Here is a 16280-nt window from a genome sequence, read left to right as displayed (position 1 = left end):
CGGGTCTGTGGATCAGTAACCCATACCCTTTTTCTTATCCAGCTCCGCCTGAGCGTCAGCAGGCAGGAACAGCTTCGACTCGGTCTTGATGACTTTTGGCGGCAGCGTGCCATCTTTTTTGAATTTCTCCAGCGCATCAAACGCCGGACCCGCCATGTTCGGTGTCAGCTCTACGTTGGCGTTGGCTTCCCCTGCCAGCATCGCTTTATAGATATCCGGTACACCATCAATCGAGCCGGTCAGAATGTCTTTGCCCGGTTTCAGGCCAGCTTCTTTAATCGCCTGAATAGCACCGATCGCCATATCATCGTTATGCGCGTAAACCATGCAGATGTTTTTGCCGTTGTTCTCAGCCTTGATAAAGCTCTCCATCACCTCTTTGCCCTTACTGCGGGTAAAGTCACCGGACTGCGAGCGGATCACTTTAATGTTTGGATGGTTGCTGATCGCTTCAGCAAAGCCTTTCTTACGATCGATCGCGACGCTGGCACCGACGGTACCCTGCAGTTCCACCACATTACACTGCTTGTCGCCCACGGTTTTCACCAGCCAGTCGCCAATCAGTTTGCCTTCCAGCACGTTGTCCGCCGTCACTACGGCCTGATAGAGCGATTTGTCTTTGACCACGATGGCGCGGTCCAGCAGGTAAACCGGGATTTTGGCGTCTTTAGCTTCTTCCAGAACCGGCTCCCAGCCGGTCTGTACGACTGGCGCGATGAAAATGGCATCAACGCCCTGCGCTATAAACGAACGTACTGCCTTAATCTGATTCTCTTGTTTCTGCTGCCCGTCGGCGATTTTCAGGGTGATTCCGCGTTTTTTGGCTTCGCTTTTCGCCACGCTGGTCTCTGCCGAACGCCAGCCAGACTCCGAACCTACCTGCGAGAAGCCGACCGTCATATCTGCAGCTAGCACCGGTCCGGTTAACGCGGCGCTGACCAGCGTGGTCAGAAGTAAACGTTTCCACATAGTTTTTAATCCTCTGAAAGGCGTTTGCTGTTTAGGGTAGAGAGCCTGCTTAGACTGGACTAAAAAAGCGTGCATAATGGCGACATACTTCACAAAACAGAGCAATTTAAAGGGCTTACGTGCAGCAGTACGGGTTCGCTGGCTACGGCGTTATGGATAAAACGGCTGAGTAATAAAACAATCTTCGTTAAATAATTGTAATAAACAGAATCGCTTATGCTTAACGCCACTGGAAACGATTACAGACAGGCGTACTAAATGGGTTATCCGGCCTGCGTTGAACAAAAAATGGGATTTGTGATTGCCCGCACAGTCGTTTGCGCGTGCTGAATGGGCGCGAAACGTTTCTATGCGCGTGGTTTAAAAAGGATTAATTCTTCTGCCCGAAATTGTCAGAAAGGAGGCGTTGATGCATTGGCTGGCCTGAAGGAATGTAAAATAATATTTAAAATACGCGTTCAACGATGCATTCCGGCAGGGATTTCTGTGAGCCAATGCCCTATTTACTATCATCGTGCGGGCAGGCTGGCACTGACTGCCATAAAAATAGCAGATTTGGACTTTTAATCGCTGGTAAGGTGCTTTAGTCTGATTTTTGTCTTTTTTAACCAGCTCGATCTGGACAGCCCTGGCTTGCCCCCTATACTGAGCACTCCTTTGTACTTCTATCTGTTATGGCAATGATGACTGCGCACGATTACCTGCTTAAATTCCGCAAAGTAAATAATTCAGACAGTCTGGAAAAGCTTTTCGATCACCTTAACTACTCCCTTACAAATGATATGGAAATCATCAATATGTATCGGGCTGCCGATCATCGTCGTGCCGAGCTGGTTTCTGGCGGACGGTTATATGATCTTGGCTGTGTCCCTAAAACGGTGTGGCGCTACGTGGTCTGATTTCCGGCTGGTTAATCGCTCTCTTTACCTCTGACCTTGTCCGGATGGGCGTGCCCCTCTGGACATGTTATCCTGCTGCGCTTCGACTCCCCCGAGACAGGAATAACCACGATGAATGAACAGGTTGCTGCGCCGCGTATTGGTGGCTGGCTTTTGCTGCCGCTGGCCTGGCTGATAATGACCCTGTTAACCACCGTTCTGGTGCTGGCGATGTATCTGACCCCTCTCTTTAATCCGGAATGGCGTGTGGCGCTGTTTTCACACGGCAGCACACTCCTCTCTTACTGGGCTATTTCGCTGCTTACCGCCGTGGCGGTCTGGGCCTACAGCCTCTGGATCAGCTGGCTTTTCTTTAAGCGCTCCCGCCGTTTGCCGCGCCACTATCTGCTCTGGCTGCTGATCACCGTGCTGCTGGCGCTGAAAACCTTCGCTTTTACGCCGGTTGCCGATAGCCGTGCCCTTCAGACGTTACTGCTGTCACTGCTTGCGGCGGCGGTATTTGTGCCCTATTTCAAACGTTCAAAGCGGGTTAAAGCCACCTTTATCGCGCCGTAACGCTGTGAGTTATGTCAGGAATTTAATTCTGAGTGCTGTCTGCCGCCATGCAGGAGGCGCGGATATTGAGATACGCCGCGCTATCAATGATAATAAGCCGCTTTCCGGCTCCCAGGCGAAAAAATGACCGATTATCTGCTTCTCTTTATTGGCACCGTGCTGGTGAATAACTTCGTCTTAGTGAAGTTTCTCGGCCTCTGTCCTTTTATGGGCGTTTCCAAAAAACTGGAAACGGCGATTGGCATGGGCCTCGCCACGACGTTCGTGATTACGCTGGCCTCTATCTGCGCGTGGCTGGTCAACCACCTGATCCTGTTGCCACTGGATCTGGTCTATCTGCGCACCATGGCCTATATCCTGGTGATCGCTGTCGTCGTGCAGTTCACCGAAATGGTGGTGCGTAAAACCAGTCCGTCGCTCTATCGTCTGCTGGGTATCTTCCTGCCGCTGATCACCACCAACTGTGCGGTGCTGGGTGTGCCTCTGCTGAGCGTTAACCTTAACCACACCTTTATGCAGGCTGCGCTGTATGGATTCAGTGCCTCTATCGGCTTCTCGCTGGTCATGGTGTTGTTCGCCGGGATGCGTGAGCGACTGGTGCTGGCCAACGTGCCTGCCCCGTTCAAAGGCAACTCCATTGCCCTGATTACCGCAGGCCTGATGGCGCTGGCGTTTATGGGCTTCAGCGGTCTGGTGAAATTCTGATGACCGCGATCTGGATTGCTGTAGCCGTATTAAGTGCCCTGAGCCTGGTGTTCGGCGCTCTGCTGGGTTACGCCTCGCGCCGTTTTGAGGTCGAAGAAGACCCTATCGTTGAGCAGATTGATGCCATTCTGCCACAGAGCCAGTGTGGTCAGTGCGGCTATCCGGGCTGCCGCCCCTATGCCGATGCGGTCGGTAACAACGGAGAAGCAATCAATAAATGCGCGCCGGGCGGGGAGCAAACCATGCTCAAGCTGGCTGCGCTGCTTAACGTTGAACCGCAGCCGATTGATGGCGATGAAACAGCAAAAGAGCCGGTGCGCACCGTGGCGTTCATCGATGAAGCCAACTGCATTGGCTGCACCAAATGTATTCAGGCCTGTCCGGTGGATGCGATTGTCGGCGCAACCCGCGCCATGCACACCGTGCTGAGCGATGTCTGCACCGGCTGCGATCTCTGTGTCGCGCCCTGCCCGACTGACTGTATTGAAATGCGTCCGGTCGCCACCACGCCAGCTAACTGGAAGTGGGATTTGAATACCATTCCTGTACGGGTGATCCCGGTAGAAACTCATGCTTAATCTGTTTAACCTCCTGAAAAAAGAGAAGGTCTGGGATTTTCAGGGCGGTATTCATCCGCCAGAAATGAAAACCCAGTCCAACGGCACGCCGCTCAGCGAACTGCCATTGCCGGACCGTTTTGTTATTCCGTTAAAACAGCATATCGGCCATGAAGGTGAGATCTGCGTTGCGCCTGGCGATAAGGTGCTGCGCGGTCAGCCCCTGACCTTTGGTACCGGCCGTATGCTGCCGGTCCATGCGCCCACCTCTGGCGTGATTGAGGATATCGGTCAGCATATGACCGCGCACCCTTCTGGTCTGTCCGAACTCTGCATCTTCCTGACGCCCGATGGTGAAGACCGCTGGATGCCGCTCGATCCGCTGCCAGACTACCGTCAGCATCCGCGCGCCGACATCGTGCAGCGAATTCATGATGCGGGCATCGCGGGTCTGGGCGGTGCAGGCTTCCCGACCGCCACCAAACTGAAAGGCGGCCTGCGGGGGGTTAAAACCCTGATTATCAATGCGGCAGAGTGTGAACCTTACATCACGGCTGACGATCGCCTGATGCAGGATTATGCCGCCGAAGTGCTGGAAGGCAGCCGCATTCTCGCCTGGGTATTACAGGCTGAGCGGGTGTTGATTGGCATTGAAGATAATAAACCGGAAGCGATCGCCGCACTGAAACAGGCGCTGGGTAGCGAGCGCGATCTGCAAATCCGGGTGATCCCGACCAAATATCCTTCCGGCGGTGCCAAGCAGTTGACCCGCATTCTGACCGGCATGGAAGTGCCACATGGCGGGCGTTCGACCGATATTGGTGTACTGATGCAGAACGTCGGCACCGCCTGGGCGGTTAAGCGGGCGATTATCAATGGTGAACCGATCACCGAACGCGTGGTGACGCTGACTGGCGAGGCGATTGCCCAGCCGCGTAACGTCTGGAGTCGTCTTGGCACGCCAATCAGCCATCTGCTGCATCAGGTGGGTTTCACGCCTGCACCGCGGCAGATGGTGATTATGGGCGGTCCGCTGATGGGCTTTACCCTGCCATCGCTGGATGTGCCGGTGGTGAAGATTACCAACTGTATTCTTGCGCCCTCTTCCAGTGAGATGGGTAATAACGACGAAGAGCAGTCCTGCATTCGTTGCTCCGCCTGTGCCGACGCCTGTCCGGCTAAGCTGCTGCCGCAGCAGCTTTACTGGTACAGCCAGGGCGGCGATCACGATAAAGCGCGTGCACACCATATTGATGACTGCATCGAATGCGGTGCCTGCGCCTATGTCTGCCCGAGTAATATCCCGCTGGTGCAATATTACCGTCAGGAAAAAGCGGAACTGCGCGCCATCGATCTGGAAGCGAAACGTACGCTGGAGGCCAAAGCCCGCTTCGAAGCGCGTCAGGCGCGTCTGGAGCGTGAGAAGCAGGCCCGTGAAGCGCGTCATGAAGAGGCGAAACAGCGTGTTGCCCGCACCGATACCAGCGAACTGGCGGCAGCCAAAGCGCGGGTGAAAGCCCGTCAGACCGCTGAACCGGATGAAGCGACGCTTGAAGCGCAGCGTGAAGCCCGCCATGCGCAGGCGCGTCTGCGTCAGGCCGAGGCGCAGGCTGAAACTCAGCCGGTGACGCGTCAGTCAGTCGATCCGCGTAAAGCGGCGGTTGAAGCCGCGATTGCCAGGGCAAAAGCGAAGAAAGTTTCACCGGCTGATACGGCTGCTGACGCCAGTGTCGATCCGCGTAAAGCCGCCGTCGAGGCCGCTGTAGCGCGCGCCAAAGCGAAGAAAGCCGCACAGGCTGAAGGCGCTGATGCCACAACTCCGGCGGTAACGGAGCGCGTTACTGACGCCGCACCGGACGCCGCCGTGGAAACCGATCCGCGTAAAGCCGCGGTTCAGGCCGCTATCGCCCGCGCCAAAGCGAAGAAAGCCGCACAGGCTGAAGGCGCTGATGCCATAACTCCGGCGGTAACGGTGAGCGTTACTGACGCCGCACCGGACGCCGCCGTGGAAACCGATCCGCGTAAAGCCGCGGTTCAGGCCGCTATCGCCCGTGCCAAAGCGAAGAAAGCCGCACAGGCTGAAGGCGCTGATGCCACAACTCCGGCGGTAACGGAGCGCGTTACCGACGCCGCTCCGGACGCCGCCGTGGAAACTGATCCGCGTAAAGCCGCGGTTCAGGCCGCTATCGCCCGCGCCAAAGCGAAGAAAGCCGCGCAGGCTGAAGGCGCTGATGCCACAACTCCGGCTGTAACGGAGCGCGTTACTGACGCCGCACCGGACGCCGCCGTGGAAACTGATCCGCGTAAAGCCGCGGTTCAGGCCGCTATCGCCCGCGCCAAAGCGAAGAAAGCCGCGCAGGCTGAAAGTGATGCGGATGCCGCTTCACGTGACGCCGCCGCGCTCGCCACCGCCGCACACTTTGCGGTAGAGAAAGCGGAACAGGCTCAGGAGCAGGCCAACAACGCCAATGCTGAACCTGAACAGGCACCTGAACTGAATCAACCCGATGATGCGCGCAAGGCCGCTATTGCTGCCGCCATCGCCCGTGCCAAAGCGCGTAAAGCGCAGTCGTCTACGACGCTTGAGGATTAAATGGCTTTTCGTATTGCAAGTTCTCCCTATACCCATAACCGCCGCAGTACCGGCAACATCATGTTGCTGGTGGTGCTGGCCGCGGTGCCGGGCTTTGCTGCACAGTGTTATTTCTTTGGCTACGGCACCGTTCTGCAGGTCTTACTGGCGACCCTTACCGCCTGGCTGACCGAGGCAGCGATTCTGCGTCTGCGCAAAGCGCCTGTCGCCAGCACGCTGGCGGATAACTCAGCGTTGCTGACCGCCATCCTGATCGGTATCAGCCTGCCGCCGCTGGCACCCTGGTGGCTGGTGGTGATTGGTACCCTCTTTGCGGTGGTCATTGCCAAACAGCTCTATGGCGGACTGGGCCAGAACCCGTTTAATCCGGCGATGGTCGGTTATGTGGTGCTGCTGATCTCCTTCCCGGTGCAGATGACCAGCTGGCTGCCGCCTGACACGTTACAGGCGATCAAACCCGGCCTGATGGACAGTCTGAGCATGGTGTTCCGTGGCCACACGCTGGCGGGCGATACCATGCAGCAGTTGCAGATGGGTGTGGATGGCATCAGCCAGGCGACCCCGCTGGATACCTTCAAAACCGGCTTACGTGCCGGTCACAGTGCCGAACATTTGCTGGCGCAGCCGATTTACAGCGGCGTGCTGGCCGGGCTCGGCTGGCAGTGGGTTAACGTCGGCTATCTGGCGGGCGGCCTGTTCCTGCTGTGGAAGAGTGCGATTCGCTGGCATATCCCGGTCGCCATGCTGCTGTCACTGGCATTCTGCGCCACGCTGGGCTGGTTCTTCTCCCCGGAATCACTGAATAGTCCGCTGATTCACCTTTTCTCCGGGGCCACCATGCTGGGCGCGTTCTTTATTGCCACCGACCCGGTAACCGCGTCGACCACTAATCGAGGTCGTCTGGTGTATGGCGCGCTGATCGGACTGCTGGTCTGGCTGATCCGCAGCTTTGGCGGCTATCCTGACGGCGTGGCGTTTGCTGTGCTGCTGGCCAACATTTGCGTGCCGCTCATCGATTACTACACCCAGCCGCGCGTTTACGGCCATCAGAAGGATTAAGCGATGCTGGAGACGATTCGCAAAAATGGCGTCACGCTGGCGATTTTCGCTGCGATTACCACGGCCGCTACGGCAGTTATCAATACGGTGACCAAACCAACGGTAGAGCATCAGACTCAGTTACAGCAGAAAAATCTGCTGGATCAGGTGGTGCCTGTTGAGCTTTATGACAATAACATCCAGCAGGATTGTTACGTTGTCACGGATGCAGCACTGGGCAACAGTGCGCCGCATCATCTTTTCCTGGCGCGTAAAGGTGGCCAGCCGGTCGCGGCTGCACTGGAGACAACCGCGCCTGACGGCTATTCTGGTGCGATCCAGATGCTGGTCGGTGCTGATTTCCAGGGTAAAGTACTGGGCGTGCGGGTGATTGAACACCATGAAACGCCTGGCCTGGGCGATAAAATCGAACTGCGCATCTCTGACTGGATCAACAGCTTTAATGGCAAAGTGGTGCAGGGTCCGGCGGATAGAGCCTTTGCGGTTAAAAAAGATGGCGGCGACTTCGATCAGTTTACCGGTGCCACCATTACCCCACGCGCGGTGGTCAATGCGACGAAACGCACCGCGCTGTTGATGAAAACGCTTCCGGAGAGACTCTCTTCGTTACCAGCATGTGGAGACACAAATGAGTGAAGCTAAAAGTCTGCTGGTTGGTGGACTGTGGAAAAACAACTCGGCACTGGTACAGCTGCTGGGCCTCTGTCCGCTGCTGGCGGTTACCGCAACGGCCACCAATGCGCTCGGTCTGGGGCTGGCGACCACGCTGGTGCTGACCCTGACCAACAGTTTTATTTCCGCCTCGCGCCGCTGGGTGCCGTCGGAAATCCGTATCCCGATTTATGTCATGATCATCGCCTCGGTGGTGAGCTGCGTGCAGATGCTGATCAACGCCTATGCCTACGGTCTCTATCAGTCGCTGGGGATTTTTATCCCGCTGATTGTGACCAACTGCATCGTGGTTGGCCGTGCTGAAGCTGTCGCCTCTAAGAGCAGCATTCCACTTGCCGCACTGGATGGTTTTGCCATCGGCATGGGCGCGACCTGCGCCATGGTGGTGCTGGGTTCGCTACGTGAAATTATCGGCAGCGGCACGTTGTTTAACGGTGCCGATCAGCTGCTTGGTCCGTGGGCGAAATCGCTGCGTATCGAAGTGGTTCATTTCGATTCGCCGATGCTGCTGGCGATGCTGCCGCCTGGCGCGTTTATCGGCCTGGGCATGATGCTGGCGGGCAAATATCTGATTGACCAGAAGATGAAACAGCGTGCAGCGCTGCGTGCTCAGGCGGCTGAAACCGAGGCACCTCAGAACGTTGTCGGGAAGCCAGTGTGAATCAGACCAAACGCACCGAAATTCTCCATCGGCTGCAGCAGAACAATCCGCATCCGACCACCGAGCTGAACTTCAGATCGCCGTTTGAGCTGCTGATTGCGGTGCTGCTCTCGGCGCAGGCGACCGATGTCAGCGTGAACAAAGCCACCGCGAAGCTCTATCCGGTGGCCAACACGCCCGCCGCGATGCTGGCGCTGGGTGTGGATGGCGTAAAGGAGTACATCAAAACCATCGGCCTGTTTAATAGCAAAGCGGAGAATGTGATTAAGACCTGCCGCATTCTGCTGGAGCAGCACAACGGCGAAGTGCCGGAAGATCGTGCGGCGCTGGAAGCCCTGCCCGGCGTTGGCCGTAAAACTGCCAATGTGGTGCTCAATACCGCCTTTGGCTGGCCGACGATCGCCGTTGATACCCATATATTTCGCGTCAGCAACCGCACAAAATTTGCGCCAGGTAAGAATGTCGAAGAGGTGGAACAGAAGCTGCTGAAGGTGGTTCCGGCCGCCTACAAGGTCGATTGTCACCACTGGCTGATTCTGCATGGCCGCTACACCTGCGTGGCGCGTAAACCGCGCTGCGGTGCCTGCCTGATTGAAGATCTCTGTGAGTATCCCGACAAAGTCGAGTGATTTGATACCTGACCCGCTGTGGCGGGTTTTTTATTATCTGCCTGTGCCCGCTGCATGACCTCTCCTGCGCGATCCCCCCTTTTCACCACGCTATCTGACGCGCCTGAATACCGGCACAGTTTGTCGGGTTGTTACATCGATGTTGATGATGGAAAATCGCCGCCCCTGACGATAAGAAAAAGTTATGACACGGTGAGTAACGTAATGAAGAAAAGCCCTTCTGCCGGAAGGCATCCTCTGCGCCTGTTTCTGGCGCGACTCTGGCCACATCCGCTAGCGGTGAGTCAAAAACATGTGGTGATTGCCGGACTGGGTGCAGGCATTGGCCTGGTGCTGACCAGCCTGCTGAGCCACTGGATGCTGGGCGAGCTGAACCTCTGGTTTGTCGCCCCGGTTGGCGCATCAGCCGTCCTGCTCTTTGGTTTGCCTGCCAGTCCGCTGGCGCAGCCGTGGGCAATCGTCGGTGGCAACAGCCTGTCTGCGCTGGCTGGCGTCACCGTCAGCCAGCTGATACCCGAACCAGCCATCGCCTGCGGCGTCGCGGCCTGTGTGGCGATCCTGCTGATGTTCCAGCTGCGCTGTCTGCATCCGCCTGGCGGCGCAGTGGCCCTGACCGCTATTCTGGGCGGGCCGTCGGTGCAGCAGCTGGGTTATCAGTTTGTCCTGACGCCGATTCTGCTCAACTCACTGACGCTGGCACTACTGGCCCTGCTGTTAAATAATCTGGCCGGTCGTCGCTACCCTCATCCGCTGGCGCCTCAGGAAATTAAACCCGAGCCGGTTGCCATGCCAGTCCCGCTGACGCGTGCCGATCTGCATCAGGCTTTACAGGGTGGCGAACTGCTGGATATTGACGAAGATGATTTGCAGGCGCTGCTGCTGCGCGCTGAAGAGATTGCGCAACGCCGCCAGTTCAGCGGCTGAAGTCTGCCTGCTGACACCACCTTATCCTGTCGTGCCGGCACGCTCCGCGTGGCCGAAAGACACACACGAAGTTGATCGCTGCCACAGTTTTGCTCAGCCGCTGCGCCTCGCCTTTCCGGTAACCTCTTGATAACAAAATCGCCCAGGCCGGACGCCCATCCGGTCCAGGGCGGATGCCCATAGAGCCTGTCTTAGCCGCGCTCTACACTTTGCTCTTCTTTACGTTTCTTATGAGGAAGCACGATGGATAGCGCCTTGTCCCCGCAGCACGATGAGCTGATCGCCTCCGCCATCAAAAAATTCTTCATCCATATCATCCCGATGCTGGTGGTCATGCTGATCATTAATCAGATTGACCGTGCCAATATTGGTTTTATCAAAGCCGAGCTACGCAGCGATGCCGGGATCAGCGCCGCCGCCTTTGGTCTGGGTGCGGGCCTCTTTTTCATTGGTTATGCGCTGTTTGAAGTACCGAGTAATCTGATGATGAAGCGCTTTGGCGCACGTGTCTGGCTGACACGCATCATGATGACCTGGGGATTGGTGGTGATCCTAACCGGATTCGTCACCTCGCCCATTCAGTTTTACCTGCTGCGCTTCTTACTTGGCGTCGCCGAAGCGGGCTTCTTTCCCGGCGTGCTGTTCTATTTCCGTCAGTGGGTACCGAATGCCTGGCGCGGCCGGGCTACCGCGATGGTGCTGAGCGCCACGGCTGGTGCCTTTCTCTTCTCCGGGCCGATCACGGGTGCCATCCTGATGATGCACAACTTTCTGGGGATAGCGGGCTGGAAATGGGTGATGTTTCTCGAAGGCGGTGCCTCGGTGCTGGTCGGGATCCTCGCCGCCTGGGTACTGGTATCACGTCCCGACCAGGCGCGCTGGCTGACTGACGCGGAGAAACAGGCGCTGGTACAGCAACTGGATAGTGAAGAGACACAGCGTGACGCGCTTAATCGCGAGCCGGGCAAAATGTCGCTGTTACGCAATCGCAGCCTGCTGTTCTTCTGCGCAATCTTCTTCACCATGACCATGACCGGTTATACGCTGGTGTTCTGGCTGCCTCAGATTATTCAGCGCATTCAGGGCTTCAGCAGTTTTGGCATCGGGATGCTCACCGCTGTGCCATGGCTATGCGCCATTATCGCCATCAACCTGCTGAGCCGCTTTTCAGACCGCCACCGCGACAGACTCGATAAAGCGCTGGGCGTCGCCATGCTGGTCGCCGCCTGTGGCACCTATATGGCGACGCTGGGTTCCCCGTGGTTTGGTTTCCTGGCGATGATCGTGGCCTGTATCGGTTCTAAAGTCAGCGCCACCTTTTTCTGGCCGATGCCACAGGGAGAACTGCCCGCCTCAATTGTCGCACCGGGCATTGCGCTGGTGAATTCTGTTGGCAATCTTGGCGGCTTTTTCGCACCGACGGTGTTTGGCTATCTGGAGATGAAGACCGGCTCCACTACCGGCGGTCTCTATGCCCTGACCAGCGTCTCGCTACTGACCGGGCTGTGGCTGCTGCTGCGCCGCAGGCCATCCCCGCCGTCCCTTGACCCTATGGAGAATCACCATGTCAGACAGTCCAGTCATTAAAACAATGCGGGTGGTGCCGGTCGCCGGGTATGACAGCATGCTGCTGAACATTGGTGGCGCGCATAACTGCTACTTTACCCGCATCCTGGTAATCCTGACCGATTCCGCAGGCCGTACCGGCGTGGGCGAAAGTCCCTGTCACGCTTCGACGCTGGGGCTGCTGGCACGTTTTCAATCGCAGATTGAGGGCAGCGAGCTGCTGCGGCTGAATGCGACGATCGCCACGCTGTTTGCCAGTGATGCACGCCATCAGCAGACCGCGCATACCGATGACATCCACATTCCACAGATGAACCCGGAAAAGTTCTACAACGCCGCCGCGGCGATTGAAGCCGCGCTGCTTGATCTGATGGGCCAGCACCTCAATCTGCCGGTTGCCGATTTACTTGCCAGCGGCAGGCAGCGCGATCGTGTGCCGGTGCTCGGCTATCTGTTCTATATCGCCGACCGCAACCTGACCAGCATGAACTATCAGGCAGGCCAGGCTGGCGGTGATGCCTGGCTGCAACTGCGCCATGAAAAAGCGATGGATGCGCAAAGCGTCGTGCGGCTGGCTGAGGCCGCCGCGGAACGCTATGGCTTCCGCGACTTCAAACTCAAGGGCGGCGTACACCACGGCGAAGTGGAGGTAGAGACGGTTAACGCCCTGCTGCAACGCTTTCCGCAGGCGCGGGTAACGGTCGACCCCAACGCCAGCTGGTCGCTGGATGAAGCCATTTATTATGGTAAACAGCTGGCGGGCCGCATTCCCTATCTGGAAGATCCCTGTGGCGCGGAGCAGGGCTATTCCGGCCGGGAAACGCTGGCCGAGTTTAAACGGGCCACCGGTATTCCGGTCGCCACGAATATGATCGCCAATGACTGGCGACAGTTGCAGCATGCGTTACAGCTCAATGCTATCGACATTCCGCTGGCCGATCCGCACTTCTGGACGATGCGCCATGCGCACACCGTGGCACAGCTCTGTCAGGAGTGGGGACTGACCACCGGCTGCCATTCAAACAATCATTTTGATGTCTCACTGGCGATGGTGGCGCATCTGGGGGCGGCTGCACCCGGCGATCGCCTGACGGCCTTTGATACGCACTGGATCTGGCAGGATGGACAACAGCTGACGCAGCATGCGCCGCAGATTCGTGATGGGCATCTGGAACTGCCAGAGGGGCCAGGGCTGGGTATTACCCTGAATATGAAACGGGTCGAAGCGGCACACGCACTCTACACTTCGCTGCCGGATAAAAACCGTAACGATGCGCTGGGCATGCAGTTTCTGATTGAAAACTGGTCGTTTAACGCCAAACGCCCGGCGCTGCTGCGCTGAAGAACAGCAGCCTGTGACAGTGTCACAGGCTGCTCTCTTTTTAGCGTTGTGCCAGCGCTGCCTGCATCCAGGCAATCACCAGAGGAGAATCTTTTTCCTGCAGCGCAGCGCGTTCTGACTGGAACAGGGTGGCAACAAAGAAAGGATGATCCGGCAGCTCCACACCGCGTACGTCCCCCGCGTCATCCCAGGCAGTAATGCGCAGCGTGTTATCGCCCAGCGCCGCACTGAATTCCGGGTTGACGCCAAAGTTACAGTGATAGCCTTCATCGCTCTCCAGCGTGCCGTAGGCTGCAGCAATACGTGAACCGGGTTCAAACCTGACCGCGCCGCGCTGCTCCACCAGCGAGCAGCTCAGCGGCGCTATGACCATGCGCCCGCCGGCGTCGGTTTCGGCATGACTCGCATCGTGCCAGCCCAGTACATTGCGCGCATACTCGATGACCGCATACTGGAATCCCCCGCAGGAGCCCAGGAAAGGCGTTCCACTTTCCCGCGCCCAGCGAATGGTGTCAAAAACGGCCTCATCATTATGGTAGGGACTGCCAGGCACGACCCAGACCGCGTCACTGCGCCTGAGGTCGGATTCAGCGAGTTTTTCGCTGGCAATCCATTCAGCTTCAACCGTTATGTTAAGCCAGCGGGCAGCACGTTCAAGAGCAAGAGGTATGGCCTGATGGGCAACCGCATTCGCGCGGTAGTCACCAGCCAGAGATAAACGCAGGGGGGACGACATAAACAGATCCTTCTCGGTGAAATTGAGAGGTTACAGGAATGTTAATTTTAAGTCGAGCAGCCTGAAAGCCGCGTCATAATGTTGCTACTCAGTACAGGAAGCATCATCTCTTCATCACAGCCTGCTCCCCTTTTCTTCAGCGGAAAATTTTTTGCAGGTTTATGCTGTCCACAGGCTTTTCACCTTTCCTGCGCAGCAACGCAATCGGTTTCTTGTTTTGCTTTCTGAATTAAATCGCGGGTTTATGCTCTCGTTCAGGAATTGTATGCTTTGCCGCCAGATGAGACGCCTTACGTTTACTTTGTCGTCATATTGCCTGGTTAATGGCCTGAAACTTCCTGTACATGCTGCCGATTAAATCTGCGGCAAACGTTTCATCTGAATTACCCTCTATTAGCAGTTAATGTTAAATTCATCCAGCGCCTCACTCGCATTCAGTTGATTTATACTGATATGCTCTTTGTCATCAATATTTAAATCTGGGCAACAGTTTATTATAAGGTTTTTAACCATGGATTATCAGCTCAGGCAGGTTGTCAGAAAATTCTTGCCCTGCCGCCCGTAATCAGCCAAATTAGTCGCCGCTTTTCCCTTCTAATAACAATCTCGCGCATGAAAACTCACATGACGCGGACTTAATTGCTGTCCCGAAACAGGGTATGAAAAAACTGAGGTATATGTGTCAACTGCAAACAAACACACCGATGAGGCCGTCAGTCTCAATGCGTTTAAACAGCCAAAGGCGTTTTACTTAATTTTCTCAATTGAGTTATGGGAACGTTTTGGTTTCTATGGTCTGCAAGCCATCATCGCGGTTTATCTTGTCAAACAGCTTGGTATGTCCGAATCGGATTCAATTGCTCTGTTTTCCTCTTTCAGTGCGTTGGTGTATGGACTGATGGCCATTGGTGGCTGGCTCGGCGATAAGGTGTTGGGTACCAAACGCGTGATCGTCCTGGGTGTAGTGGTGCTGGCGTTGGGTTATGCGCTGGTGGCCTTCTCCGGTCACCATGCAGGCATCGTCTATCTCGGTATGGCGACCATCGCCGTGGGTAGCGGCCTGTTCAAGGCTAATCCCTCTGCGCTGCTCTCCACCTGCTATGAAAAAGATGATCCGCGCATTGATGGTGCCTTCACCATGTTCTATATGTCGATCAACATCGGTTCACTGTTTTCGATGATGCTGACCCCGTGGTTAGCGGCGAAATATGGTTACAGCGTCGCGTTCTCGCTGTGCGTTATCGGTCTGGTTATTACTCTGTTTAATTTCCTGTTCTGCAAACACATGGTCAAAGACTATGGTTCTAAACCCGATTTTGAGCCGTTACAGGTTGGAAAACTGCTGATGACCCTGGTGGGCGTCGTGGTGCTGATAGCGCTGGCAAACTGGATGCTGCATCATCAGGCCATTGCACGCCTGGTGCTGGCGGTCATTGCGCTGGGTATCGTGCTGGTGTTTGCTAAAGAGACGTTTTCGCTGCAGGGCGCGGCGCGTCGTAAAATGATTGTGGCCTTCCTGCTGATGGTCGAAGCGATTCTGTTTTTCGTGCTCTATATGCAGATGCCAACATCACTCAACTTCTTTGCTATCCGCAACGTTGAACACACGATTCTCGGCATTACTTTTGCGCCCGAGCAGTTCCAGGCACTGAACCCGTTCTGGATCATGCTGGCCAGCCCGCTGCTGGCTGCGCTCTATAATAAGCTGGGCGATAAGCTGCCTATGCCGCACAAGTTTGCCTTTGGTATGGTGCTCTGCTCCGCTGCGTTCCTGGTACTGCCGATGGGCGCGAAATTTGCCAGCAATGCCGGTATCGTTTCTGTTAACTGGCTGATCCTGAGCTACGCACTGCAGAGTATCGGTGAGCTGATGATTGCGGGTCTTGGCCTGGCGATGGTGGCACAGCTGGTGCCTCAGCGTCTGATGGGCTTTATCATGGGCGCGTGGTTCCTGACCACCGCAGGCGCGGCGGTCATTGCCGGTAAAGTGGCTAACCTGATGGCGGTGCCTGAAAACGTGACCGACCCGCTGATTTCACTGGCGACCTACAGCCGTGTATTCCAGCAGATCGGTATTGTGACCGCCGTTATCGCCTTGTTGATGCTGATTACGGCACCGGTGCTGAACCGTATGGCGCAGGCTCCTGACACGGAAAAATAACGTGCAGGCGTCATTGCGGCCGTGACACGAATCAGCCGGGCTCTGCCCGGCTTTTTTATTGCCAACTTAAAACCACGTCCTATGGACGTGGTTATCGCCTCGGTTCTGGCTCTGCCTGTAAAGATCTGCCCATGTCAAACTCCTCATCTGTTGTCCCCACAACTGATAAGGAAATTCAACATGAGCAGGTTTCAAAAAGCTTCCCACGTGCTGTGGCATTGTCAATACCATATAGTCTGGACGCCAAAGTGT

Annotated in this window: 15 protein-coding genes; 13 read left to right on the top strand and 2 right to left on the bottom strand. The window is 56.3% G+C overall.

Annotation, left to right across the window (positions count from 1 at the left end; all coding sequences use genetic code 11):
* Positions 1–12: 12 nt before the first annotated feature.
* Entirely contained in the window at positions 13–969 is a 957-nt protein-coding gene (gene ytfQ / locus F3I44_RS06725; RefSeq protein WP_150009958.1) for a galactofuranose ABC transporter, galactofuranose-binding protein YtfQ, read from the bottom strand.
* A 683-nt stretch (positions 970–1652) separates the two neighbouring features.
* Between ytfQ and ydgT the strand changes: the two genes are divergently transcribed.
* From ydgT to F3I44_RS06660, 12 genes are all read left to right on the top strand, one after another.
* A complete protein-coding gene (gene ydgT / locus F3I44_RS06720; RefSeq protein ID WP_033782999.1) occupies positions 1653–1868 on the top strand; it encodes a transcription modulator YdgT in 216 nt (71 codons plus the stop codon).
* 111 nt (positions 1869–1979) lie between these two features.
* Positions 1980–2423: a DUF2569 domain-containing protein gene (locus tag F3I44_RS06715; RefSeq protein WP_150009956.1), complete on the top strand. Its 444-nt coding sequence runs from the start codon at positions 1980–1982 to the stop codon at positions 2421–2423.
* A 123-nt stretch (positions 2424–2546) separates the two neighbouring features.
* Positions 2547–3128, top strand: a complete 582-nt coding sequence (gene rsxA / locus F3I44_RS06705) for an electron transport complex subunit RsxA (RefSeq protein WP_150009952.1) — start codon at positions 2547–2549, stop codon at positions 3126–3128.
* Entirely contained in the window at positions 3128–3706 is a 579-nt protein-coding gene (gene rsxB, locus F3I44_RS06700; protein ID WP_010245386.1) for an electron transport complex subunit RsxB, read from the top strand. Before rsxA ends, rsxB begins: the two co-directional genes overlap by 1 nt.
* A complete protein-coding gene (gene rsxC / locus F3I44_RS06695; RefSeq protein WP_150019361.1) occupies positions 3699–6278 on the top strand; it encodes an electron transport complex subunit RsxC in 2580 nt (859 codons plus the stop codon). Before rsxB ends, rsxC begins: the two co-directional genes overlap by 8 nt.
* On the top strand, positions 6279–7337 hold the full coding sequence (gene rsxD / locus F3I44_RS06690) for an electron transport complex subunit RsxD (protein ID WP_150016012.1): 1059 nt from the start codon (positions 6279–6281) through the stop codon (positions 7335–7337).
* A 3-nt stretch (positions 7338–7340) separates the two neighbouring features.
* Entirely contained in the window at positions 7341–7973 is a 633-nt protein-coding gene (gene rsxG / locus F3I44_RS06685) for an electron transport complex subunit RsxG (protein ID WP_150016011.1), read from the top strand.
* Positions 7966–8670 (top strand): electron transport complex subunit E, encoded by a 705-nt coding sequence (locus F3I44_RS06680; protein WP_150016010.1) that lies wholly within the window; start codon positions 7966–7968, stop codon positions 8668–8670. Before rsxG ends, F3I44_RS06680 begins: the two co-directional genes overlap by 8 nt.
* The gene (nth, locus tag F3I44_RS06675) at positions 8667–9299 is read left to right on the top strand and encodes an endonuclease III (RefSeq protein WP_150016009.1); all 633 of its coding nucleotides are present in this window, start codon (positions 8667–8669) and stop codon (positions 9297–9299) included. The genes F3I44_RS06680 and nth overlap by 4 nt, the downstream gene beginning before the upstream one ends.
* 204 nt (positions 9300–9503) lie before the next feature.
* Positions 9504–10223, top strand: a complete 720-nt coding sequence (locus F3I44_RS06670) for an HPP family protein (RefSeq protein WP_150016008.1) — start codon at positions 9504–9506, stop codon at positions 10221–10223.
* Between the two features lie 243 nt (positions 10224–10466).
* Entirely contained in the window at positions 10467–11810 is a 1344-nt protein-coding gene (locus F3I44_RS06665) for an MFS transporter (RefSeq protein ID WP_150016007.1), read from the top strand.
* A complete protein-coding gene (locus tag F3I44_RS06660; protein ID WP_150016006.1) occupies positions 11788–13131 on the top strand; it encodes an enolase C-terminal domain-like protein in 1344 nt (447 codons plus the stop codon). The genes F3I44_RS06665 and F3I44_RS06660 overlap by 23 nt, the downstream gene beginning before the upstream one ends.
* Positions 13132–13171: 40 nt before the next feature.
* Here F3I44_RS06660 and F3I44_RS06655 read toward each other — a convergent pair whose 3' ends face one another.
* Positions 13172–13867, bottom strand: a complete 696-nt coding sequence (locus F3I44_RS06655) for a CTP synthase (RefSeq protein ID WP_150016005.1) — start codon at positions 13865–13867, stop codon at positions 13172–13174.
* Between the two features lie 679 nt (positions 13868–14546).
* On the opposite strand from F3I44_RS06655, the gene dtpA reads away from it, so the two are divergent.
* Positions 14547–16028, top strand: coding sequence for a dipeptide/tripeptide permease DtpA (dtpA, locus tag F3I44_RS06650; RefSeq protein ID WP_150016004.1), 1482 nt, complete (start codon positions 14547–14549; stop codon positions 16026–16028).
* The last annotated feature ends 252 nt before the right edge of the window (positions 16029–16280 follow it).

This window comes from Pantoea sp. F_5, assembly GCF_008631595.1.
Taxonomy (GTDB): domain Bacteria; phylum Pseudomonadota; class Gammaproteobacteria; order Enterobacterales; family Enterobacteriaceae; genus Pantoea; species Pantoea gossypiicola.
Note: the sequence above shows the minus strand (reverse complement) of the source record. Positions and strands in the feature narration are given on the sequence as shown.